The organism is Vibrio sagamiensis NBRC 104589, assembly GCF_007990935.1.
GTDB classification, from domain to species: Bacteria; Pseudomonadota; Gammaproteobacteria; order Enterobacterales; family Vibrionaceae; genus Vibrio; species Vibrio sagamiensis.
This window is the reverse complement of sequence record NZ_BJXJ01000035.1, coordinates 1-22,226: the sequence shown is the minus strand read 5'-3', so window position 1 is coordinate 22,226 and position 22,226 is coordinate 1. Positions and strand designations below refer to the sequence as shown.

Annotated in this window: 24 protein-coding genes; 6 read left to right on the top strand and 18 right to left on the bottom strand. The window is 40.7% G+C overall.

Annotation, left to right across the window (positions count from 1 at the left end):
• Positions 1-7 precede the first annotated feature (7 nt).
• The 4 genes from VSA01S_RS15280 (at position 8) to VSA01S_RS15265 (ending at position 3,227) form a co-directional block, all read left to right on the top strand.
• Complete coding sequence (locus VSA01S_RS15280; protein ID WP_039982788.1) at positions 8-667, top strand: response regulator transcription factor; 660 nt, start codon at positions 8-10, stop codon at positions 665-667.
• A complete protein-coding gene (locus tag VSA01S_RS15275) occupies positions 657-2,006 on the top strand; it encodes an ATP-binding protein (RefSeq protein ID WP_039982789.1) in 1,350 nt (449 codons plus the stop codon). The genes VSA01S_RS15280 and VSA01S_RS15275 overlap by 11 nt, the downstream gene beginning before the upstream one ends.
• A gap of 259 nt (positions 2,007-2,265) precedes the next feature.
• Positions 2,266-2,544 carry a 50S ribosomal protein L25 gene (gene rplY / locus VSA01S_RS15270; RefSeq protein WP_021710132.1) on the top strand — a complete coding sequence of 93 codons (279 nt, stop codon included), beginning with the start codon at positions 2,266-2,268 and terminating at the stop codon, positions 2,542-2,544.
• 458 nt (positions 2,545-3,002) lie between these two features.
• Complete coding sequence (locus tag VSA01S_RS15265; RefSeq protein WP_039982791.1) at positions 3,003-3,227, top strand: hypothetical protein; 225 nt, start codon at positions 3,003-3,005, stop codon at positions 3,225-3,227.
• A 100-nt stretch (positions 3,228-3,327) separates the two neighbouring features.
• Here VSA01S_RS15265 and VSA01S_RS15260 read toward each other — a convergent pair whose 3' ends face one another.
• Positions 3,328-3,579, bottom strand: coding sequence for a DUF1289 domain-containing protein (locus VSA01S_RS15260; protein WP_083932308.1), 252 nt, complete (start codon positions 3,577-3,579; stop codon positions 3,328-3,330).
• Between the two features lie 367 nt (positions 3,580-3,946).
• Between VSA01S_RS15260 and VSA01S_RS15255 the strand changes: the two genes are divergently transcribed.
• Positions 3,947-4,393, top strand: a complete 447-nt coding sequence (locus VSA01S_RS15255) for an META domain-containing protein (protein WP_039982793.1) — start codon at positions 3,947-3,949, stop codon at positions 4,391-4,393.
• Positions 4,394-4,506: 113 nt separating this feature from the next.
• Here the strand turns inward: VSA01S_RS15255 and VSA01S_RS15250 are convergent, their stop codons facing one another.
• Positions 4,507-6,078, bottom strand: coding sequence for a BCCT family transporter (locus VSA01S_RS15250; protein ID WP_039982795.1), 1,572 nt, complete (start codon positions 6,076-6,078; stop codon positions 4,507-4,509).
• 366 nt (positions 6,079-6,444) lie between these two features.
• On the opposite strand from VSA01S_RS15250, the gene VSA01S_RS15245 reads away from it, so the two are divergent.
• Positions 6,445-6,921, top strand: coding sequence for a MarR family winged helix-turn-helix transcriptional regulator (locus tag VSA01S_RS15245; protein WP_039982797.1), 477 nt, complete (start codon positions 6,445-6,447; stop codon positions 6,919-6,921).
• Between the two features lie 457 nt (positions 6,922-7,378).
• Here the strand turns inward: VSA01S_RS15245 and ybgF are convergent, their stop codons facing one another.
• The 16 genes from ybgF to VSA01S_RS15165 form a co-directional block, all read right to left on the bottom strand.
• Positions 7,379-8,137 carry a tol-pal system protein YbgF gene (gene ybgF / locus VSA01S_RS15240; RefSeq protein WP_039982799.1) on the bottom strand — a complete coding sequence of 253 codons (759 nt, stop codon included), beginning with the start codon at positions 8,135-8,137 and terminating at the stop codon, positions 7,379-7,381.
• Positions 8,138-8,153: 16 nt separating this feature from the next.
• Positions 8,154-8,672 carry a peptidoglycan-associated lipoprotein Pal gene (pal, locus tag VSA01S_RS15235; protein WP_039982801.1) on the bottom strand — a complete coding sequence of 173 codons (519 nt, stop codon included), beginning with the start codon at positions 8,670-8,672 and terminating at the stop codon, positions 8,154-8,156.
• 30 nt (positions 8,673-8,702) lie between these two features.
• Complete coding sequence (gene tolB, locus VSA01S_RS15230) at positions 8,703-10,055, bottom strand: Tol-Pal system beta propeller repeat protein TolB (RefSeq protein ID WP_039982803.1); 1,353 nt, start codon at positions 10,053-10,055, stop codon at positions 8,703-8,705.
• 17 nt (positions 10,056-10,072) lie between these two features.
• Entirely contained in the window at positions 10,073-11,095 is a 1,023-nt protein-coding gene (tolA, locus tag VSA01S_RS15225) for a cell envelope integrity protein TolA (RefSeq protein ID WP_039982805.1), read from the bottom strand.
• A 13-nt stretch (positions 11,096-11,108) separates the two neighbouring features.
• A complete protein-coding gene (gene tolR / locus VSA01S_RS15220; RefSeq protein WP_039982807.1) occupies positions 11,109-11,552 on the bottom strand; it encodes a protein TolR in 444 nt (147 codons plus the stop codon).
• A 3-nt stretch (positions 11,553-11,555) separates the two neighbouring features.
• Positions 11,556-12,254 (bottom strand): protein TolQ, encoded by a 699-nt coding sequence (gene tolQ / locus VSA01S_RS15215; RefSeq protein WP_039982809.1) that lies wholly within the window; start codon positions 12,252-12,254, stop codon positions 11,556-11,558.
• Complete coding sequence (ybgC, locus tag VSA01S_RS15210; protein WP_039982810.1) at positions 12,244-12,663, bottom strand: tol-pal system-associated acyl-CoA thioesterase; 420 nt, start codon at positions 12,661-12,663, stop codon at positions 12,244-12,246. Before ybgC ends, tolQ begins: the two co-directional genes overlap by 11 nt.
• Before the next feature lie 214 nt (positions 12,664-12,877).
• Complete coding sequence (gene ybgE, locus VSA01S_RS15205; RefSeq protein ID WP_039982811.1) at positions 12,878-13,180, bottom strand: cyd operon protein YbgE; 303 nt, start codon at positions 13,178-13,180, stop codon at positions 12,878-12,880.
• Positions 13,173-13,280, bottom strand: coding sequence for a cytochrome bd-I oxidase subunit CydX (gene cydX, locus VSA01S_RS15200; RefSeq protein WP_000270284.1), 108 nt, complete (start codon positions 13,278-13,280; stop codon positions 13,173-13,175). The genes ybgE and cydX overlap by 8 nt, the downstream gene beginning before the upstream one ends.
• A gap of 12 nt (positions 13,281-13,292) precedes the next feature.
• Positions 13,293-14,429, bottom strand: a complete 1,137-nt coding sequence (cydB, locus tag VSA01S_RS15195; RefSeq protein WP_039982813.1) for a cytochrome d ubiquinol oxidase subunit II — start codon at positions 14,427-14,429, stop codon at positions 13,293-13,295.
• Positions 14,430-14,444: 15 nt separating this feature from the next.
• On the bottom strand, positions 14,445-16,031 hold the full coding sequence (cydA, locus tag VSA01S_RS15190) for a cytochrome ubiquinol oxidase subunit I (RefSeq protein ID WP_039982814.1): 1,587 nt from the start codon (positions 16,029-16,031) through the stop codon (positions 14,445-14,447).
• 583 nt (positions 16,032-16,614) lie between these two features.
• On the bottom strand, positions 16,615-17,619 hold the full coding sequence (ruvB, locus tag VSA01S_RS15185; protein ID WP_039982816.1) for a Holliday junction branch migration DNA helicase RuvB: 1,005 nt from the start codon (positions 17,617-17,619) through the stop codon (positions 16,615-16,617).
• Positions 17,620-17,640: 21 nt separating this feature from the next.
• The gene (gene ruvA / locus VSA01S_RS15180) at positions 17,641-18,255 is read right to left on the bottom strand and encodes a Holliday junction branch migration protein RuvA (protein WP_039982818.1); all 615 of its coding nucleotides are present in this window, start codon (positions 18,253-18,255) and stop codon (positions 17,641-17,643) included.
• Positions 18,256-18,335: 80 nt separating this feature from the next.
• Positions 18,336-18,857 carry a crossover junction endodeoxyribonuclease RuvC gene (gene ruvC / locus VSA01S_RS15175; protein WP_021710157.1) on the bottom strand — a complete coding sequence of 174 codons (522 nt, stop codon included), beginning with the start codon at positions 18,855-18,857 and terminating at the stop codon, positions 18,336-18,338.
• 192 nt (positions 18,858-19,049) lie between these two features.
• Complete coding sequence (aspS, locus tag VSA01S_RS15170) at positions 19,050-20,828, bottom strand: aspartate--tRNA ligase (protein ID WP_039982819.1); 1,779 nt, start codon at positions 20,826-20,828, stop codon at positions 19,050-19,052.
• Between the two features lie 466 nt (positions 20,829-21,294).
• Positions 21,295-22,226: BspA family leucine-rich repeat surface protein (locus tag VSA01S_RS15165; RefSeq protein WP_147052715.1), on the bottom strand; the 932-nt coding region annotated here is incomplete at its 5' end.

Below are 22,226 nucleotides of genomic sequence, written 5' to 3'. Positions count from 1 at the left end.
CAATAATATGAAAATACTCATCGTTGAAGACGAACCTAGATTAGGTAAACAAATTATCGAGACATTAGAGAACCATGGGTGGGTTCCCGAACTGTCACAAGATGGTATTGATGCTTTGTATCGAGCCACTTCTGAAGAATGGGACGCCATCGTACTTGACCTTGGCTTACCAAAGCTGGATGGATTAACCGTACTCAAAAGCATTCGAGATGAAAATATCAATACACCCGTTGTGATCCTTAGTGCACGGGATACGCTTTCGCAACGAGTAGAAGGTTTAAATGCAGGGGCAGATGATTACCTAACCAAGCCATTTGAAATGGTTGAATTAATCGCTCGCTTAAGAGCACAACTTCGTCGAGCTTCTGGCAATGCGTCTCCTATTTTGCAAATTGGCGATTTAAGCTTGGATACACGCTCATCTAAAGTCATGTGGCAAGGAGAAGTCGTCAGCCTAACCGCTCTGGAATATAAAGTTATAGCCTACTTTATGCATAACCCAGATAAAGTCATTTCAAGAACAGAACTCGTTGAGCGTATTTATAAGCAAGACTTTGATCGAGATTCCAATACGATCGAAGTTTTTATTGGCCGTATCCGTAAAAAAATTGCGCCAAAAATCATCAAAACCGTACGTGGACTGGGATACCAATTGAATGCAGATTAAGCAGCGACTCCCTCTACATATACTAAAACGGCTCAGTATCAAAAGCCGTTTAATGTTGGCTGCGGTCGTTTGGCTAACGGCCATGATCCTTGCTGCCGGCGTGACAATTCCAACCCAAGTTTATCGATACATGGTTGAAGATGCCCAAGCCCAGCTCAATGTGTATATGGATGAACTCGCCGCTCAGTTGGATGTAAATAAAGCCGGTGAACTTTCACTATCAAGCCCACTTTCGGATCCACGCTTTTTGCGTCCATACAGTGGTCTCTATTGGAGTGCCTCGACCAAAAGCAGCTTAGAACGTTCACGTTCACTCTGGGACAAAAAGATGTCCCATAAGCTGATTGGTAACGATATGCTTGGTGCTCGCGGGGAGAAGCTCATCACCTTACAAAAGACCTTGTACCTACCAGATTATGATGGCCCGATATCCATCCTCGTAGGCATGGATGAAGCACCAATCCAGAGTACCATCCAATCATTAAACAAACAGCTGTGGATCATTTTAGGGCTCTTGTATGCCGGTGTTCTCGCCGTTATCTTACTTCAAATCGCTTGGTCTTTAAGCCCACTCACTAAACTACAACGCGAACTTGCTCAACTGAAGTCAGGAAATAAAAAAGGCCTAGAAGAAACTTACCCTAAAGAAGTCTCTCCTCTAATCGCCGACTTAAATGCCCTTCTCTTCCACTATCAAGAATTACTCGAACGAGCGCGAAATCATGCGGGCAATTTGTCCCATGCTCTAAAAACGCCGTTATCAGTATTAAAAAATGAAGTGCAAGGTTTGCCCTCGCAGGAACAAGATAAACTCACTAAGCCCATCGATCAGATTCAGCAACACATCGATTACCACCTAAGCCGCGCAAGAATGGCTGGAGCAATGAATATCCTCTCTGTGAAATCCTCCCCTTGCGAACGCATCGATGCTATTTCGATGGCGTTTGATAAATTGTATTCACAACGAGATATTACTTTAGTTAATGAACTCGACTCTGAGCTCAGTGTCGCCGTCGATAAGGCCGATTTAGATGAAATGCTAGGTAACCTTCTAGAAAACAGCTACAAATGGGCAAACAGCATCATTACCGTAAATGCGGTTCAAACAAAAGACACTTTGTCCATTGTGATTGAAGATGATGGCCCTGGGATTCCTGAGGCGCAGCTTACTGAAGTCATTCAACGTGGTTACCGACTCGATGAAACAGCACCAGGGTCAGGTTTAGGCCTGAATATTGTTAGTGAAATGGCCCATAGTTATCGAGGACAACTCACTCTATCTCAAAGCCAAATGAACGGCTTAAAAGCGATGCTGATCTTGCCCAAAAGCAGAACATAGTACACCTTGGATTTACAGATATGTGAGTAGGGTTGATAGCCTTGATGATATTTTTATCTGGACATTATTCAACCCATCGCTTTAGTTGAACTAAAAATAGGCATTTATATGAGCTTTAGGCCTGATTTTTATTGCTCAATAACAAACATGGTGTTAGTATCCGCGCCTGCTTTGACAGGTTCTGTTAAAGCTTTACCACGAATACAAGGTCGCATTGTATTCGTGAAATGTTATTTTTTACTAATTGAGAGTAAATACTATGAAATTTGAAGCAGTAGTACGTACTGAACTAGGTAAAGGTGCGAGCCGCCGCCTACGTCACGCTGGTAAATTCCCTGCAGTTGTATACGGCGGTGAAGAAGCAGCTGTAGCAATCGTTCTTGAACACAACGACATCGTTAACCAAATGGACAAGCCTGAGTTCTACGAAGGCATCGTTCTAGTTATCGATGGTGCTGAGGTTAAAGTTAAGCCTCAAGACGTTCAACGTCACGCTTTCAAGCCTAAAGTTGAGCACATGGACTTCATCCGCATCTAATTCCCTACCGAGGAATTATACGGATTAAGTATCCACCTTTTGCATAAAAGATATTCGGCTTTACCAACTGAATCATCTAAAGAATTTCAAGGCCCTGAAGACTTACCACCTTCAGGGTTTTACTTTTCTAGTAAAACAATAAGCATACAACGCTCCTCTCCATATTCTCATTCTTATTATTAATTTCAAAAAGCTTAGTCATATTATTGACTCTATAGTATTGCAGTTCTATGTTTTATAAGGCATCAGTAATAGATGAATAGCCTAAAATAACTATAAATTATATATATTGTTTAGATAAACATCCTAAAAGATGGCCATACGACATTGTATTAACTGCTATTATAAGTATTTCCTAAAGCTCTTTCAAAACAGTAGCTCCCTTGACTTTTACTTAGGTTGCAGTCTCAAAATGTCAACATAAGTCAAACTTTTATTAAAAATCTGAGGAGTTAAAAGTGAAAAGGGCAAGTAACAGTTATCGACTACAACTGATCAAGGAAATAGTTACCCGCAGTGAACAACAAGAGGCATGCATCGATCCAATGGCCAGCTATATTCATCAATTATTGGAAGAAAGGCCATCTACTTTTTTAGAAGTAGAAAAAAACCAGCGCTTTGCAGGAAATCACTTTGATGAGCATGCAGGTGGCTGGATAAGTGACCAATGGGGACTTAAGTAGGCAATACTAAAAAATGAAGAAGTCACTTTTCTTTCAATCACTTCGAGAGACAAGGATGTTTGCTCACGATTACCTTTACGCAAGATTTAAGTCTGTTTAATTACTCAAATAATTCCTGTTGAGGTGAGATGCTATTCTTCTGTGGTTCTGTTATCGTATTACCCTTGTGTACTTTTTTCATGTAACGCTGCCGACAAAGTCGAATGACATGCCTTTGCTGCACTGGTGTAAAACTTAACCAGTTAAAACGTTCGTTGCGATTACGCATACACCCACGGCAATACCCTTTCTCATCAGTGGTGCAAACGCCAACACAAGGATTGGGTACAGTGAAAAATTCTAATTGTTCCATAGTAACACCACTCTAGGTATTATCGCTCTTTGTTGTCCTTCAATGATTTCAAAGTACGTAACTCCGCAAAACGTTCCTCGCTCTACCTCTCCAATTAATGAGTAACATTGACTAGTAACTTAGAGTGCTATTATTTTAATCAAAATAACGCTCTATAAGTGATTCTAGTTCAAGTATCGATACCAATAATATAGAATAATCATACTTTCGCTACTTCAAAAGTATGGCTCAGTGATGAAGCACAGAGCCAGTCACATAACATACTTGGCTATATCACGTTGTAGCATCATAAAGTCTCATCTAATGCTGACAAAAAACAGTGTTTTTTTACTATACTTATCGCGTTTTCTAAAACGGAGTCTACAAAATGAAGCTTAGCCTAAAAACGTTAGTAACAGCAATCTCCCTGCCACTTCTGATGGCAGCATGTACTAGTAATGGCAATAATGTGAAACAAACAACTGCTCAAGATCTACAGCATCATAACTGGGAGCTAACCCAAATTGATGGTAAAGATATCGTACTTAAGAAGCACCAGAAAGCACCAAGGTTAGAAATCGGTGAAAACCTAACTGCAAACGGCAATGCAGGTTGTAATAATTTCTTTGGTCAAGCTGAGCTTAAAAACAACCAATTACGCATCGAAAAAATGGGCAAAACAATGATGATGTGTATGGATGATCAAATGAAAATAGAGCAAGTGATGTCTGCTACTCTTACCAATTGGAGTGATATCACATTAACCAACAGCAGCTTAACTTTAAAGACACCTCAACATGAGCTGACATTTACTCTCCGTGACTGGGTAAATTAATGATAAAAAACGGCTCAATTAAGAGCCGTTTTTAGTTCATTCAAACTCCATACCCAAGTAACCTAAAGAAGCTTGGGTATGGAAGGAGGCTACCGCCTCTCTATTGCACTTGTTTATGTTCGTTCTGTGCGCATTCCCATAATTAAGCTGACACACATCGCCAATAAAACAAGGGTAAATGGCAGCGCTGTTGATATCGCACCAGCTTGTAGTGCTTGTACAGCCTCTGAGCCGCCGACCCATAACAGAGCCACAGCAATCGCGCCCTCCATAAAGGCCCAAAAAACCCTCTGCAATACAGGAGCATCTACTTTTCCACCAGCTGTTATGCTATCAATAACTAATGAGCCTGAATCTGATGAGGTAATAAAAAAGACCAAAACCAAAACTACTGCAATCATGGATAAAATACTGCCAAATGGCAGGACATCAAACATTTCAAACATAGCCAAAGACACATCGGTTAAGCCATTTTCTCCAAGTTTACCCGCACCATTTACAATCTGATCAATCGCCAAGCCACCGAATACTGACATCCATATTAATGTAACAACGGTGGGTACGATCAAGACTGCGGTAATGAACTCACGAACCGTCCTACCTTTTGATACTCGAGCAATAAACATCCCTACGAATGGAGACCAAGAGATCCACCAAGCCCAGTAGAAGACTGTCCAGCCTTGAAACCAAGCTTCATCTGTTCGGTTAAATGGGTTACTCAAAGGCAAAATATTTTCTACATAAGCCATCAAAGTTGTAGGGATGGAACCAAGGCTTACCGCCCACCCAATCAAGCCCACTAGGATAAGTAGCAAAAATGCCACTATCATATTGATATTACTAATAACTTTAACACCGCCATCAATTCCTCTAATCACCGAGACAACAGCAAGAAGAGTGACAACTGCAATGACAACAATTTGTAAGCCCAAGCCTGATTCAATTCCAAATACATGATGAATACCACTTGCAGCTTGCTGTGCACCGAGACCCAATGATGTTGCAAGTCCAAATAAAGTCGCTAACACAGCTAAAATATCTATAACGTGACCAATCCAACCCCATGCTCTATCACCTAAGAGTGGGTAGAAAATAGAACGCATCGATAATGGCAGGCCTTTATTGTAAGCAAAAAATGCGAGTGATAAAGCTACAACTCCGTAGATGGCCCATGGGTGTAAGCCCCAGTGATACATAGTTGCACCTAAAGCTAATTTTGCAGCCTCAGGCGTATTTGGTTCAACACCGAGTGGCGTTTCATACCAACCTGTGTAATAAGCAACGGGTTCTGCCACACTCCAAAACATTAAGCCAATACCCATACCAGCAGCAAATAGCATTGCTAACCAAGACATAAAAGAATAATCGGCTACAGCTTCTTTACCACCTAAACGAATTTTCCCTAATGGTGATATGATTAATACAAGACAAAAAACAACAAAGATATTGCCCGAAATAATAAACAGCCAATCAAATGAGCTGATTATTTTCAATTTAATACTATCAAGTGCTGTTTTGGCCGTATGTGCATCAAGAACTAACGCCGCAATTAGAAATAGTGCAATAAAAGCTGCACTAATTCCAAACACAGGGTTGTGAACATCAAAACCCCATTTTTGAACGTTATCCTGACCAACTGTATAGTCGGTACTGTCGATGCTGTACTTATCTATACCCTTTGTCATACTTCCCCTCTTTGTGTGTACAAACGCTCATAGGAAAGACAGAAACAATTTGAACACGATGCATTTCTCTTCCTAACAAGGTAGAAGATCCTAACATTTTTGTTGCTTTTGTCTATCATTTGCTTTAAAAAATCGCTTTTTGGCCCTTTAAATCATAAAAATAGTTAATGAACATAAAATAAATAATTAGACCACAAAACATTATTTCAATCATTTTAACACTGTCCTAAAACATGTTACTCTCTCCCAGGTAACTGAACTATTTACTCAAGATAATATAAGCTTACATTACTAACTTGATTATCGCCTTTTACCACTATATTTAATGCAACATCAGCCAGCCTAATTGGAAGGTTCGGAGGAAACTTGGATAAACACGAAGAAGTTCTAGTCTCTATTCGTCAGATCATTCGCGCAATTGATTTACACTCCAAGAAGCTGAATAAAGAGTCTGGCTTAACTGCACCACAAGTGATCCTCATGCGTGCAATTAATGAGTTACAGAATGTCACTATCAAACAGCTTTCAAATTATACGAATATGAGTCAAGCCACTGCTACAACTATTCTTGATCGTTTAGAGCGTAATAAGTTTGTTGAACGTCGACGCAGTTTAGAAGATAAACGTAAGGTACATGCAGTCCTCACAGAACAGGGAAAAGCAGTGTTATTATCTGCACCAACTCCCCTACAAGAGCATTTTATCGCGCGATTTCAACAACTCGAAGACTGGGAACAAAGCCTTTTACTCTCTTCTGTACAAAGAATATCTAGCATGATGAATGCCGAAGAAATTGAAGTGGCGCCTGTCCTTGAGATTGGAAGCATTACTCAAACCGATTAAATATTTCAGTCACATACAAAGATTACGACGTTTTAATAAAAAGCAATTTGAAACATAACTACCTTGCGATATGAATCAATTATTTATAAAGATGAGCAAAGAATGATATGTGCCTAATATTTAATGAGTTAAGGATAGCTTTTGGTGAATATCTAGTAAATTGCCTCACTGCAGCTTCCATTCCTAAAAATATGATTCTGAGGCTTTTGTTGCTTTTTCCTGTTATTTTCTCCGGAATGTCAGTGGCGTCCCTACCGCAGTAACTCTCTGTCTGGGTGAAGTACTTTTACTGAAGGGCATTAATGCGGTAAAGATCTTGATTTTCTTCGACTAGAAAGAATAATAAAAACTGATGTATCAAAAATTAAAATAAATACTCGAGATAATTTTCCAATACCCGGGGCTTTTAAGATATTGGAAAAGATTATCTTGAGACTATTTATCGTTACTGTATTAATTACTTAAGCTTAGACACAGCTATTTTTGCCGACGCACTATCTGGATATTCATCAACAACTTGCTGGTAATATTTTTTGGCTTGAGTTGTATTATTATTTCTTGCTGCAATATCGCCTAGCTTAACAAGAGCGTCCGCTCGTTTACTCGAACCTTTATAGGACATGACAGAAATAAACCTTTTCGCAGCTTCTTTATCTTGCTTCTTAGCAAAATAAAGTTGTCCAAGCCAATAGTGAGAATTCGCCGTATAGGTAGAATTAGGATAATTTTTCTGAAATTGTTCGAACGCAGCGATAGCACCAGCATAATCTTTCTTTTTCAAAATCAAATCTACGGCATTTCGATAAGTAGTTTGCTCATCTGCATTGGGTGAAAACTGCCCTTCAGATACACCAAACACATTTTTTGCCCCCTGAGCAGACGCAGAATTGAGGCCTCCACGAACTTGGTCAAGTTCTACAAATAGCTCTCGTTGACGCTTGAGCATCTGCTGTATCTCATAATTATTTCGTTCTGCTTGCCCACGAAGCTCGTTAATCTCTTGAGCCATTTGATCAATCTGCATTTGCATTTGCAATTGAACACGATTGCGGTTTTGTAACAAGCGCTCTAAACGCTCAACGTCAGATTCAGAGGACGAACGGGAATAGGGCGAAGAACGAGTAAGGTCGGATACTGGTGCTGGTGCGGCGAAAATATTATTCGCCGCACTTGCCAGTAACGCTAACGTAATAAAACGTATGGAGCTACTGAACATGAGGTCTTCCTCTAAGTTAATATACTAAAACCGCACGACGGTTCTTAGCGTAGATATTTTCTGCTTGACCAAGCAACAATGGCTTTTCTTCGCCGTAGCTAACAATCGAAATTTGGTTAGCTTGTACACCCAGAGCTTGCAGGTAGTTAGATACTGCTTCAGCACGGCGCTCACCTAGCGCAATGTTGTATTCAGGTGTACCACGTTCATCAGCATGACCTTCAATCGTTACTTTTAATGCTGGGTTTTGGCTTAAGTAAGCAGCATGAGCGGCTAGCATATCCTCATAATCACGCGCAATGGTTGAATTATCAAACGCAAAGTAGATAGTTTGAGCAGCACGTAAAGCTTGCTCTTGAAGTTCTTGCTCACTTAATTGACCGTTGCGATCAAGTGTTGATACAACTGTTGAATCCGAACCACCATTTGTCGCTGAACCTGAATTTGATGATGCATCATCGCTTGAGCTACAAGCTGTCATAGCCATAACAGGGATAGAGATAAGTAGGCCTTTCAGAAGATTATTAAGTTGCATTATTTTTTCCTTTATTATTTAGATTTTGTATTACAAAAATGGAGACCATGCAGGTGATCTCACACGACCATTGGTCGCAGGTAAACGGGCTTTAAATCGACCATCGATAGAAACCATTGAAAGCACGTTTTGCTTGTTATAAATAGAGCTGTATATCACCATCCCACCATTAGGCGCGATACTTGGTGACTCATCAAGCAATGTTTCAGTTAAAACCTGAAGTGCACCTGTGTCTAAGTCTTGCTTTGCAAGGTTAAACCCTGTGTTACTTCGATTTACCATAACAAGAAAACGGCCATCAGGCGTAATTTGCCCACCCAAATTTTGGCTGCCTTGCCAAGTTAGACGCTGTGTAGAACCACTTGTTAAATTTACCTGATAAATCTGTGGCTTACCACCTCTATCAGAGGTAAAAATCAACGACTGTCCATCCGGATGCCAGAATGGTTCTGTATTATTAGATCTTCCTCTAGTAATTTGAGTTAGCTGACGGGTATTCAAATCCAGAGTGTAGACTTGAAGAGAACCTGTTTTTGATAATACTAACGCGAGCTTATTACCATCTGGTGAAAACTTGGGCGCACCGTTATGGCGAGGATATGAAGTTAATTTTTCTTGTTCACCCGTATAAATATTCATCATGAATATTTCGGCTTGGCCATTCTGGAAACTTACATAAGCTAATTTTTGACCATCAGGTGACCATGCAGGTGACATCAGAGGCTGCTTTGACTGAAGAACTAAACGTTCATTAAAACCATCATAATCTGCCACTCTCAACTGATATGGGAAAGTGTCTTTATCACTCACCACAACATAAGCGATACGAGTCATGAAAGCACCGCGTTCTCCAGTTAGCTGTTCATAGACTAAATCAGAGATACGATGACCATACTCACGCATTCGAGGAGCTTCAATGGTTGCTTTTTTATTAAATAAAAGCGGCTCTTGAACAACAATACTATTGCTTTCAGTACTTGAGGCTAGTTGATTCCCTTCTGCCAAATGACCACGCACCACATCGATTAATTGGTAGTTAATGACATAAGCACCTTGACTGTTCTGCTCAATCGAGCCAGTTAATAAAGCATCGACACCTAATCCCGTCCAAGTATCGTAGTTAACTTCCGATACGTTATAAGGCATTTGTGGCATTTTATTCAATGCTACAGGAGCAAATTTTCCACTGCGCTGCAAATCCGAAGCGATTACAGCAGATATATCGGTTGGTAAAGGTTGAGAACCTTCCCATTTGAATGGAACGATGGCAATGGGTCTCGCAGAATCAATACCATCTGTAATGACTAGTTCTAGTGCAGCATGCGCAACACTACTGAGACTGCTGAGCAGTACCAGCATTCCTAATACAAGGCGTTTTATCACGTCTGTGTCCCTTTTTGTTATAGAGCAACCGTTAAATTAATATCTTTCAGCTTATTGTTAATGGCATCATCTTTCGATTTTGGAAAAGTACCAACTTGTGCAATGGCACTTTTAGCAGCGGCACAAACTCGTGCATCACCGTTTAGAACTTTCACACTTGCGACCATCATTTCATCCCCTGCAGATATGAGCCTGATATTCACACGACATGACTTTCCCAACAGATAATCATCCTTAATAATTCGCTTTTCAATCATTTGTGTATAAATAGCAGCAAAGCGGCCTATTTCTGACTCCATATGTCGATTTTGAGCAACATTATTAAGCTCTGTTTCACTTTCTAGTCCGGAAAAAATATCGTTAAGAGCCGCTTCTTGTTCCTTTCGCTCACGCTCTATTTCTTCTAATCTTTGTTTTTCCTTGCGAGCTTTCTCTGCCGCTGCCTGTGCTGCTTTTTCTTTTGCAATACGTTGCTTTTCAGCTTTTTCTGCAGCTTCACGCTCTCGACGAGCCTTATCTGCTGCGGCTTTAGCTTCTTTTTCCTGCGCTATTTTTTTCTTTTCTGCCTGACGTAAAGCTTCTTCCTTAGCGAGGCGTTGTTTTTCCGCTTGTTCTGCTCGTTGCTTCTCTTGTTTTGCTCTCTTTTCTTCAGCTTTACGTTCCTGTTCTTTTTTCTTTCTCAGAGCTTCAGCCTCACGTGCAGCTTTAGCATCTTTAACTTGCTGTTCTTTTAGCTTACGAATCTGCTCTTCTTCGGCTTTACGGTTTTTTTCTAATGCTTCTGCATCTCGTCTAAGTTTATCTAACCTAGCTTGCTCTTTTTTCGCAGCTCTCTCGCGCTGTTGACGAATGTCTTTTGCTTGCTGTTGAACCAATTTGGGATCAATCACAACTGCTTGAACCATCTTTCCAGTTAGCTCAGGCTTTGAAACCGCTGTATCAGCTCCCCAAATTAATGCAGCAATCAAAATCGCATGCAAAACAAAGGATGTACCAACAGGAATTGCATAAGGTTTGGTTCTTTTTTTATTATTTTTCATTTGGATATAACATCTATTCCTTAATCTCGGTCATCAGACCAACTTTAGGAATGCCAGCTCGACTCAATTCGTCTAATACCAAAACAACCTCTGAGTATGGTGTAGCGGCATCACCACCTACCGCAACAGGTGCTTCAGGATTAAGCTGACGTTCAGCGATTACTTTAACAATAACATCTTGCATCGTTAAGCCACGCTGGACTTCTTCATTATTGACACTAAGGCCTAAGTTTCCATCACGGTCAATTTCAATAATAATAAAGCTACCTTGACTATCCCCTGCTAGATCTTGCATGGATTTAGCAGTCGAGGTTTTGGGTAGGTCAACATCAACACCTTGAGTAACAAAAGGGGCCGTTGCCATGAAAATAATCAATAACACAAGCATAACGTCAATATAGGGTACAACGTTAATCTCAGCAGTCATTTTTCTCTTTTTGGGTTGGTAACCTGCCATGCTTTAGTCCTTAACTAAACCGTCTCTACCCGCCATAGCTTGACGATGTAAAATACTGTGAAACTCTTCAGAAAAGGTTGCGTAGCTATGTTCTAGTTTACTTACTTTATTGCTGAGACGGTTGTAAGCCATAACGGCTGGAATCGCAGCGAATAGTCCCATCGCAGTAGCAATAAGAGCTTCAGCAATACCAGGGGCAACCATCGAAAGTGTTGCTTGTTTCACTTCGCCTAATGCGATGAATGCGTGCATAATTCCCCAAACTGTACCAAATAAGCCAATATAAGGACTTATAGAACCTACTGTTGCTAAAAATGGTAAACTGGTCTCCAAGTCATCGACCTCTCTTGCAACTGCAACACGCATTGCCCTGCCAGTTCCTTCCATGATGTAATCAGGTGAATTGACATGGCTATTTCTTAACCGGGCAAATTCAGTAAAGCCAGCATAAAAAATCTCTTCTGTTCCGGTGATTGTATCCTTGCGAGTTTTAGATTTTTGATAAATCTGAGATAAGTCTGTTCCAGACCAAAACTTGTCCTCAAATGCTTCCGAATCTTTCGTTGCTTGAGATAAGACTTTACTACGTTGGATAATCATTGCCCATGATGCAATCGACATACCCAACAGAATAAGCATAACCAACTTAACGAGTAAGCTAGCCTGAAGAAAAAGGTCTAAAATAGAAATATCAGCAGTCACTGTTTGTTAACTCCGAAGTAATAAATGCTGGAATAGCAATGGGTTTCATTTTTTTATTATCAATACAAGCAACGATTACCGTTGCCTTGCACAAAATATCTCCGTCATCATTGGTGAGTTCTTGATAAAACCTTAAAGAAGCCCGCTTGATGTCCGTAACTTGGCACAATACTTTTAAGTGTTCATCGAGTCGAGCACCTAGCTTGAAATCAATGTCCATGTGTCGGACAACAAAACCAACATTTTGTTCCAACAATTGCAATTGAGAAATACCTTTTTCTCGTAACATTTCAGTACGAGCTCGTTCAAAGAACTTAAGGTAATTGGAATGGTACACCACACCGCCAGTATCAGTATCTTCATAATAGACGGTTATTGGCCAGTAAAAGGGGGATGAGGAGCCTGTCACTTGAGTACCTTAAATAAATTTACTCTAAAGTAGATACTATAACTGAAGCAACATCAATTGGGGTATAAAAGGTAAGATAAATTTTTACTGTTTGCCGTTTAAGTAACCTCTGAATGAAAGCATATGCTTTTCAATAAGCGAAGAAGCTAGAGTGAAATCTAGCTTCTTATAATAAAAGTAACTTAAATTTAACAAGCGTGTATTAATTTATACATCACATAAAAAAAGTTATCGTTAGATAAGCTAAGATAGCCATTGAGAAGTAAGGACTGAACAATACTTGCCAGTACCAACTTCTCGGTTTAAAGCCAATACCGTATATAACACTTGAACAGATAGCCCAAATCAATGCGGGAGCGATGAAGACATTAAAGCCTCCAATCGCTTGATGATAGGCTTCAGGGTTCCAAAGCACTAAGCCGGCATTCATAAATCCAAGAACTAAAGATAATGTCTTTAAAAGACGATTATCCATAGGATTATGGAGGCAAGCTATCTTAGTAGCGAGTTTACTCACTGTCTTTGTCCATCATTTCTGAGTGCTCTAACCAAAGTGCATTAATAATGCCAAACGCACAAGCAAGAAGTACACCTAGTATCCATGCGAAATACCACATAAATTATTGCCTCTAGTAAAGTGAGTTTTTATTTTCTTCGATGAATTTATCATCCAAACGGCCAAACATTTTGTAATAAGTCCAAGACGTATACATTAAGATGATTGGAACCATAATGAAAGCAACACCAGTCATAATATTGAGTGTTAACTCTGAAGACGTAGAGTCCCAGATTGTTAAGCTGTGACTTGGCATTTTGCTTGATGGCATAATGAATGGGAACATAGCAAAACCAGCTGTTAAGATGATTCCTGCGTTACTCAAACTTGAAGCCAAAAAGGCAAATCCACATTTCCCAAATCGAGAAGCTAGGAATGTCAATAATGGCATTATTGTCCCTAAGAGAGGCGCAGCCCACATCAATGGATAAGTATTAAAGTTATTCATCCATGCACCTTTTGTAAGCTCCACCACTTTATTTAGGGGGTTAGATGCAGCACTTGGGTCGATATTTCCAACAATAACATAACCCTTCATATCTTGAATTAAGAAACCTGCAAAAACAAAAGCAATCACAGTTAGAACTGCCATGAGCTGAGCTACACTACGAGCACGATTGTGAACATCACCGGTTGTTTTCATTTGCAGCCATGATGAACCTTGCATGAGGATCATAAATAAGCTGACCAATCCGCATAGTAATGCAAATGGATTAAGCAGGCCAAAGAATGAACCATGGTATGTAGGCATTAAAAAGTCACTAAGCTCAAAAGGTACACCTTGCAGAAGGTTACCAAAAGCCACACCAAAAATAATTGGTGGGACAAAGCCACTAATAGAAATACAAATGTCCCATGTATTACGCCATCTAGGCTCCTCGATTTTTGAACGGTAGTCTAGGCCAAGTGGGCGAAGCCATAAAGCCGCAAGAGTAATCAACATTGCCAGATAAAAACCTGAGAATGATGTTGCGTAAACCAACGGCCATGCAGCAAAAAGTGCGCCACCAGCTGTAATTAACCAAACTTGGTTACCATCCCAGTGCGGTGCAATTGAGTTAATCATGACACGACGCTGGTTATCACTTCTACCGATAACAGGAACAAGTGCTCCCACTCCCATATCGAAGCCATCTGTTATAGCAAAACCAATCAGTAGGACACCTATCAGTACCCACCAGATAAGTCGTAAGGTTTCGTAATCAAACATGTGTTTTCTCCAAGCTTACGCTTCTACTTGACGGTTAACTTTGTCTTCGACAGTATCCACATTTTGTTCAAAGTGGTATCTGCCTGTTTTAAGACTGCTAGGCCCTTTACGAGCAAACTTAACCATTAAGTACACTTCCGCGATTAAGAAGACAGTGTAAAGCGCTAAAATTGCAAATAGTGACGTCCAGATTTCTCCCGCAGTTAACGCTGAAGCGGCTACATGAACTGGCAAAATTTCACCAACAGCCCAAGGTTGGCGACCGAACTCTGCCACAAACCAACCAGCTTCAATTGCAATCCAAGGTAATGGAATACTGAATAGTGCCGCTTTTAGCAACCACGGTTTATGCTCGATTTTTTGACGGCATGTTTGAACAAACGCAGCACCGAATACGAATAGCATGATGAATCCACAGCCAACCATGATACGGAATGCACTAAAGAGTGGCCACACTGTCGGGATAGAATCATCAGCTGCTGCTTGGATTTGCTCCTCAGTCGCATCAACAACCTTATCTGTGTAGCGCTTAAGAAGTAAGCCGTAACCTAAATCGCCTTTTACTTCATCAAATGCAGCAACATTTGCTTCAGACTTGTCACCTGCACGAAGTTTTTCAAGTAGTTCATAAGCGTACATACCACTACGAATTCTATCTACATGCCTATCACGCAACTCACGCAGACCAATAACTTGCTCATCAAACGAACGTGTAGCGATAATCCCCATCAAATAAGGGATCTTAACTGCGTATTCCGTTTCCCTTTTCTCTTGGTTTGGAAGCCCAAACAGAGTAAAAGCAGCAGGAGCCGGCTCTGTATGCCATTCTGCTTCAACTGCAGCCAACTTAACCTTCTGAACTTCACCAAGCTCATAGCCAGATTCGTCACCTAGAACGATTGTGGAAAGAATCGCAGCAATACCAAATGATGCTGCAATCGCGAATGAACGACGAGCAAATGCCACATCACGCCCTTTAAGGAGGTAATAAGAGCTCACACCTAAGATAAACATCGCACCACAGGTATAACCGGACGCAACGGTATGCACAAATTTCACTTGAGCTACTGGGTTAAGAACCACATCGGCAAAGCTCACCATTTCCATACGCATTGTTTCGAAGTTAAACTCTGCCCCTACTGGGTTTTGCATCCAACCATTGGCGATCAAAATCCACAATGCTGAGAAGTTAGAACCAAGAGCAACTAACCAAGTTACTGCCAAGTGCTGCCGTTTTGATAAGCGATCCCAACCGAAAAAGAACAGTCCGACAAACGTTGACTCTAAGAAGAAAGCAACTAAGGCTTCAATCGCTAACGGTGCACCAAAAATATCACCGACATAGTGAGAATAGTAAGACCAGTTTGTACCGAATTGGAATTCCATGGTGAGGCCTGTTGCCACGCCAAGAGCAAAGTTTATACCAAACAGCTTACCCCAGAACTTAGTCATGTCCTTGTAGATTTGCTTGTTCGTCATTACGTACATTGACTCCATGATAGCCAATAGAAAGGCCATACCAATCGTCAAAGGTACAAATAGGAAGTGATACATCGCGGTTAAAGCAAATTGCAACCGCGATAGATCAACTACGTCAATCATGTTAACTCCTGTGTGTCAGAAAAGTGACACTTTTTTAAACACTCACAAACACAAAAATTATTAATATTATTAAAGGCAATTGATTTAATTAATTAATTTCGTTTCTAGCACAGATTTTGGCAAGCAAGGCTATTAAGTAATAGCTAATACTAGCCAAAAGAGATATTACTTGTAAAAACAGCTTGTTTCAAAAAAATCATGTAACGAAATAGCTTTGATACACATCAATTTTCGAGTGTTATCTCCATTCAAAACACCATTAAATTGATTTAGATCAAAAGATATGAGGTTAAAATGTTACGAGAGAGTAATGATAGAAAATTTTAATCACTTAGGGTTATAAATATGATTAATAATAGATAGATTTTTCCCATCCTGTTAAAAATCTTTCCAATAGTTGCATTTGTGATGCATGTCACAAATGGTGAAAAATTAAACTACTAATGAGCTAAAAACTCATTGGCAGTAACAGGAAATAAGACATAGGGCCAACAGGCCCTATGTTTTTATTAAAATGAAAAGCAAAATTAAGGAAGAAAAACGAAGTGTCCGCAATTTTATTCTTCTAAAAAGCTTTATTTTTTTACTTTTGTAAACCAAAGTGAAGGTAGGCTCGATCTGTAGCAATTCTTCCACGCGGCGTGCGCTGTAAGTATCCTTGCTGAATTAGGTAAGGCTCTAAAACGTCTTCAATTGTGTCTTTTTCTTCACCAATTGCGGCCGCCATATTATCCAAACCAACAGGCCCACCACCAAATTTTTCCATAATGGCCAGCAGCAGCTTTCTGTCCATATAGTCAAAACCTTTGGCGTCGACATCAAGCATATCGAGTGCCTTACCTGCAATCTCAGCACAAATATGACCATTTCCTTTTACTTCGGCATAATCACGTACACGACGGAGCAGACGGTTTGCGATACGAGGTGTTCCGCGCGCGCGCCGTGCAATTTCAAGAGCGCCCTCAGATTCCATAGATAATCCAAGACAATCCGCGCTACGTTGGACAATATCCTGCAAGTCGCTCACTTTATAGTACTCCAAACGCTGAGTAATACCGAAGCGATCACGCAGTGGTGAAGTCAGTGACCCCGCTCGAGTTGTTGCACCGATTAATGTAAATGGAGGCAAATCAATCTTAATAGATCGTGCAGCTGGCCCTTCTCCAATCATGATATCCAGCTGGTAATCTTCCATTGCTGGATAAAGGACCTCTTCAACCATTGGACTTAGACGATGGATCTCATCGATAAAAAGAACATCATTTTCTTCTAAATTGGTTAATAACGCCGCAAGATCACCTGCTTTTTCTAAGACGGGACCAGAGGTAGTACGAATATTCACTTCCATTTCATTCGCAACAATATTTGCTAATGTTGTTTTACCTAATCCAGGAGGACCAAAGATCAGTAGATGGTCGAGAGCTTCATTTCTTAACTGAGCCGCTTTGATGAAAATTTCCATTTGTTCACGAACATGATCCTGCCCTTGATAATCGGCCAACTTTTTGGGGCGTATAGCGCGATCAATGACATCTTCATCCTGAAAAGATGGGTTATCTGGCGCAATTAAACGATCCGCTTCAATCATAATCTTCTCTTAGTCTTAGTCTTATACCATTGATTTTAGTGCTTCACGGATAAGTTGCTCACTGGTCATATCCGCTTTGGCAATTTGAGAGACAACTTTAGAAGCCTGAGTAGGTTTGTAACCAAGAGCAAGCAATGCGCTGATCGCCTCCTCTTCTGCGCTGTTGGAAGTATTATAGGCAGCATCCGCTGGTGCGGCATCTGTATGCGGAGTAAACAGATCACCAGCTCCCCACCCTTTAAGGCGATCTTTCATTTCAACCACCAAGCGTTCAGCAGTTTTCTTACCAACACCTGGTAACTTAACCAAAGTGGAAATATCTTCACGCTCAACGCAAGAAACAAATTGACTTGCCGTCATCCCTGAAAGAATACCTAAACCAAGCTTGGGACCAACACCATTAGCTTTAATAACTTCACGAAACAGAGCTCGTTCTTTGACAGTATTAAAACCGTAAAGCAATTGAGCGTCTTCTCGAACAACAAAATGAGTATATATAATGGCTTCTTCACCAATATTAGGCAGTTCGTAGAAACAACTCATCGGCATCTGGACTTCATAACCAATACCATTAACTTCAATTAAAACTTCAGGGGGCTGTTTTTCCAGTAGCATGCCACGAAGACGTCCGATCACATTAGATACTCTTTTTAAGTGAATTTGTCACAGAATAATCAAGAACTGGATAGACATCCAGTTCTTTTTATCGTATTGCGCTATCGATAACGACCTTTTTTGGCGCTGGTCGCTTTACCTGCCAATGCCACTAATGTTTTATTAGTATTAGCATGGCAAATGGCCACCCCTAGAGCATCTGCCGCATCAGCTTGAGGCTTGGCTGGCAATTTCAACATATGTTGCACCATGTGCTGTACTTGAACTTTATCAGCACCGCCAGTGCCCACTACCGCCTGTTTAATGAGACGGGCAGCGTATTCGTAAACGGGTAAATCTGCATTCACTGCAGCGACAATTGCACTGCCACGAGCTTGACCTAGCTTTAAGGCTGAGTCGGCGTTTTTAGCCATAAACACTTGCTCGATAGCAAAGACATCAGGCTGAAATTGAGTAATGATTTCTGTTACGCCTGCGTAGATTTGCTTGAGTCGACCGGGCAGTTCCTTTTCTGAGGTGCGGATACAACCACTGCCGAGATAATGCAAGTGACGACCTTGTTGACGTATAACCCCATATCCCGTAATGCGAGAGCCTGGGTCAATACCTAAAATTATGGACATGACATTTCCTGATTTACCTCATTGTCTCCATCAGTACCCAGTAAAAAAGGTGCGAGATTAGTGAAAACACCTAGAAAGCACATTGCTTAGATATCATTGGGTAACAATGATATCGTTGGGTCTCTCTAAAATATACTCACTTAAAATAAAAACTCCCGCTAAAGCGGGAGTTTTTGTTCAATCGCCGAGGTTTTATTCAGCTTCTTTCTCTTTCGCAACCGTTACAGCAATCGCTAGCTCTTCTAAAGCTGCTGGATTTGCAAGACTTGGTGCATCTGTTAGCAAACAAGACGCGTTGGTTGTTTTAGGGAATGCGATAACATCACGGATGTTCTCAGTACCACATAACAGCATTACGAGACGATCTAGACCGAATGCAAGGCCTGCATGTGGAGGTGTTCCGAATTTCAGTGCATCAAGCAGGAAACCAAACTTGAGTTGCTGCTCTTCTGCTTCGATACCTAAAATATCGAATACTGCGGCTTGCATTTCTGCGTTGTGAATACGAACAGAGCCACCGCCCACTTCATAGCCGTTCAGAACCATGTCGTATGCGTTAGAGTTTGCCGCTGCTGGGTTCGCTTTTAGCTCCTCTGCAGTCACACCTAAAGGCGATGTAAATGGGTGGTGCATCGCGTGAAGATTACCTTCATCGTCTTCTTCAAACATTGGGAAGTCAACTACCCATAACGGAGCCCATGCAGATTCATCCGTTAACTTGAGATCAGTACCTAACTTTAAGCGAAGTGCACCCAATGCTTCAGAAACTGTGCTCGCTTTGTCAGCACCAAATAGAATGATGTCACCAGATTCTGCTTGAGTACGATCAAGAATACCGTTGATCACCTCTTCGTTTAGGAACTTAGCGACTGGAGATTGGATACCTTTTACGCCAGCTGCACGGTCATTAACCTTCATCCATGCTAGACCTTTCGCTCCGTAGATACCGACAAATTCGGCGTAGCCGTCGATTTGCTTACGAGTAAGCTCAGCACCACCTGGAACACGAATAACGGCAACACGACCTTTCTCGTCGTTTGCTGGTCCAGAGAATACTTTAAATTCAACGTCTTCTACTAAGTCAGCAACATCCACGAGTTCAAGTGGGTTACGTAGATCTGGCTTGTCACTACCAAAACGACGGATCGCTTCACTAAACGGCATCACTGGGAACTGGCCTAGATCTACATTGAGTAGCTCCTGCCACATATCACGCACCATTTTTTCAGTCGTAGCACGAACTTCGTCTGCCGTCATGAAAGACGTTTCGATATCGATCTGAGTGAATTCTGGTTGACGGTCAGCACGCAAGTCTTCATCACGGAAACACTTAACGATTTGGTAGTAACGATCAAAACCAGACATCATCAGAAGCTGTTTGAATAGCTGTGGAGACTGAGGAAGCGCGTAGAAGCTGCCTTTGTGAACACGGCTAGGTACTAGATAGTCACGAGCGCCTTCTGGTGTCGCTTTTGTTAGTACTGGCGTTTCGATGTCTAGGAAGCCGTTGTCATCTAGGAAGCGACGAACAAAGCTAGACGCTTTAGCACGTAGCTTGATGCGGTCGCTCATTTCTGGACGACGTAGATCTAGGTAACGGTACTTCAGACGTTGCTCTTCAGAGTTCTTTTGGTTGAAGTCTAGAGGCAAAACGTCAGAACGGTTGATGATTTCAAGACTTTTAGCAAGTAGCTCAACTTCACCTGTTGCCATATCTTTGTTTACTTGGCTTTCTGGACGTACGCGTACTTCACCCGTTAGTTTGATACAGAACTCATTACGAAGTGTGTTAGCCACTTCATACGCATCTGCCATATCTGGATCAACAACTACCTGAACGATGCCTTCACGATCTCGCATATCGATAAAAATAAGACCGCCTAAATCACGACGACGGTTAACCCAGCCGCACAGTTCTACAGTTTGTCCTGCAAGGGACTTGTTCAGGTGACCACAGTAATGGGTACGCATAATGAAATTCCCAATCTCTTAAAATTATTAACTACTCTCTGTCAGCCTCATTGCCGATCAGAGTAAAACCCCATTTATACGCTGAAAACCTATGAAAATCGACTACTCAACGTACAATTCATTGTTCTTTATCATTCATTGGTGATTTTTAATACAATAAGTGTTCAAAGGCACACCAACTTGAAAAAATTGCTGCTGATTATAGCGTGAAAATATCTATTTCAGCAAAGCTTGTGTCAAAGTAAACTGGAGAAAAACAAGGGAGATGTGTGTACTATGATATGAATTGGGTTAAATCTGCCCCTACAACCTATCGAAACCTCTAAATCATTTAAATAACAGGAATTATTTAGGTTGTAGAAGTCCTAAAAGCTTAATAGCACTCTCTTTTTCATAGCAAGAGAACAACACTACATTAAGTCATTGCTCTCTGTAACTATGAAACTAAAAAGAATACCAATAGAAATCAGTGATTAAAATGGGGGTAGTTAGACTTTTCAAATCTAGTCGTATCACGAGCGAAATCTGTATGGTTAACTACACTATCTACATTCCAAGATGTCAGATCCTGATTAAAAAAGACAGCTTTGTTAAACATCCTTGACATGTTGATGACTTTTGAAGTGTCCCATTGGCTAATATTTTGATTAAATTGACTAGCAACAGAAAAAAGTGAAGACATATCTAAAACATTTGATGTGTTCCATCGAGAGATGTCCGAATTAAAAGATAATGCAGTACTGAACATTTTAGACATATCGGTGACTTTTGATGTGTCCCATTCACTCAGATCAGAGTTAAAGGTCATCGAGCCCCAAAACATACCGCTCATGTTCATTACATTCGAAGTATTCCATGATTTAATATTACCTTTAAAAGCAGCAGTTGAACTAAACATAAAAGACATGTCCTCAACTTTAGAAGTATTCCAAAAATTAAGATCTTGCGAAAAAGCACCTGCTGACTTAAACATCCCCGACATATCCGTTACGTTCGAAGTATCCCAATATTGCCCTTCAGTATTGATGTTCTTATTAAAATTTTTTGCGCCAAAAAACATATATGACATATCTTTGACTTTTGAGGTGTTCCAGTTTCTAATACTAGAGTTAAATATTTCAGCTTGATGAAACATATAGCTCATATCTTCAACATTTTGAGTTTTCCAATCTTGAAGACTTTGGTTAAAAGATAATGCTGATTCGAACATTTCCGACATATCCGTTACGTTCGTGGTATTCCAACTTTGAAGGCTTTGATTAAAAGACCGTGCTCCACTGAATATCCCCGACATATCCGTTACATTCGAGGTATTCCAACCTTGAAGGCTTTGGTCAAAAGCCTTTGCCTCACGGAACATCTCCGACATATTCGTTACGTTCGCGGTATTCCAACTTT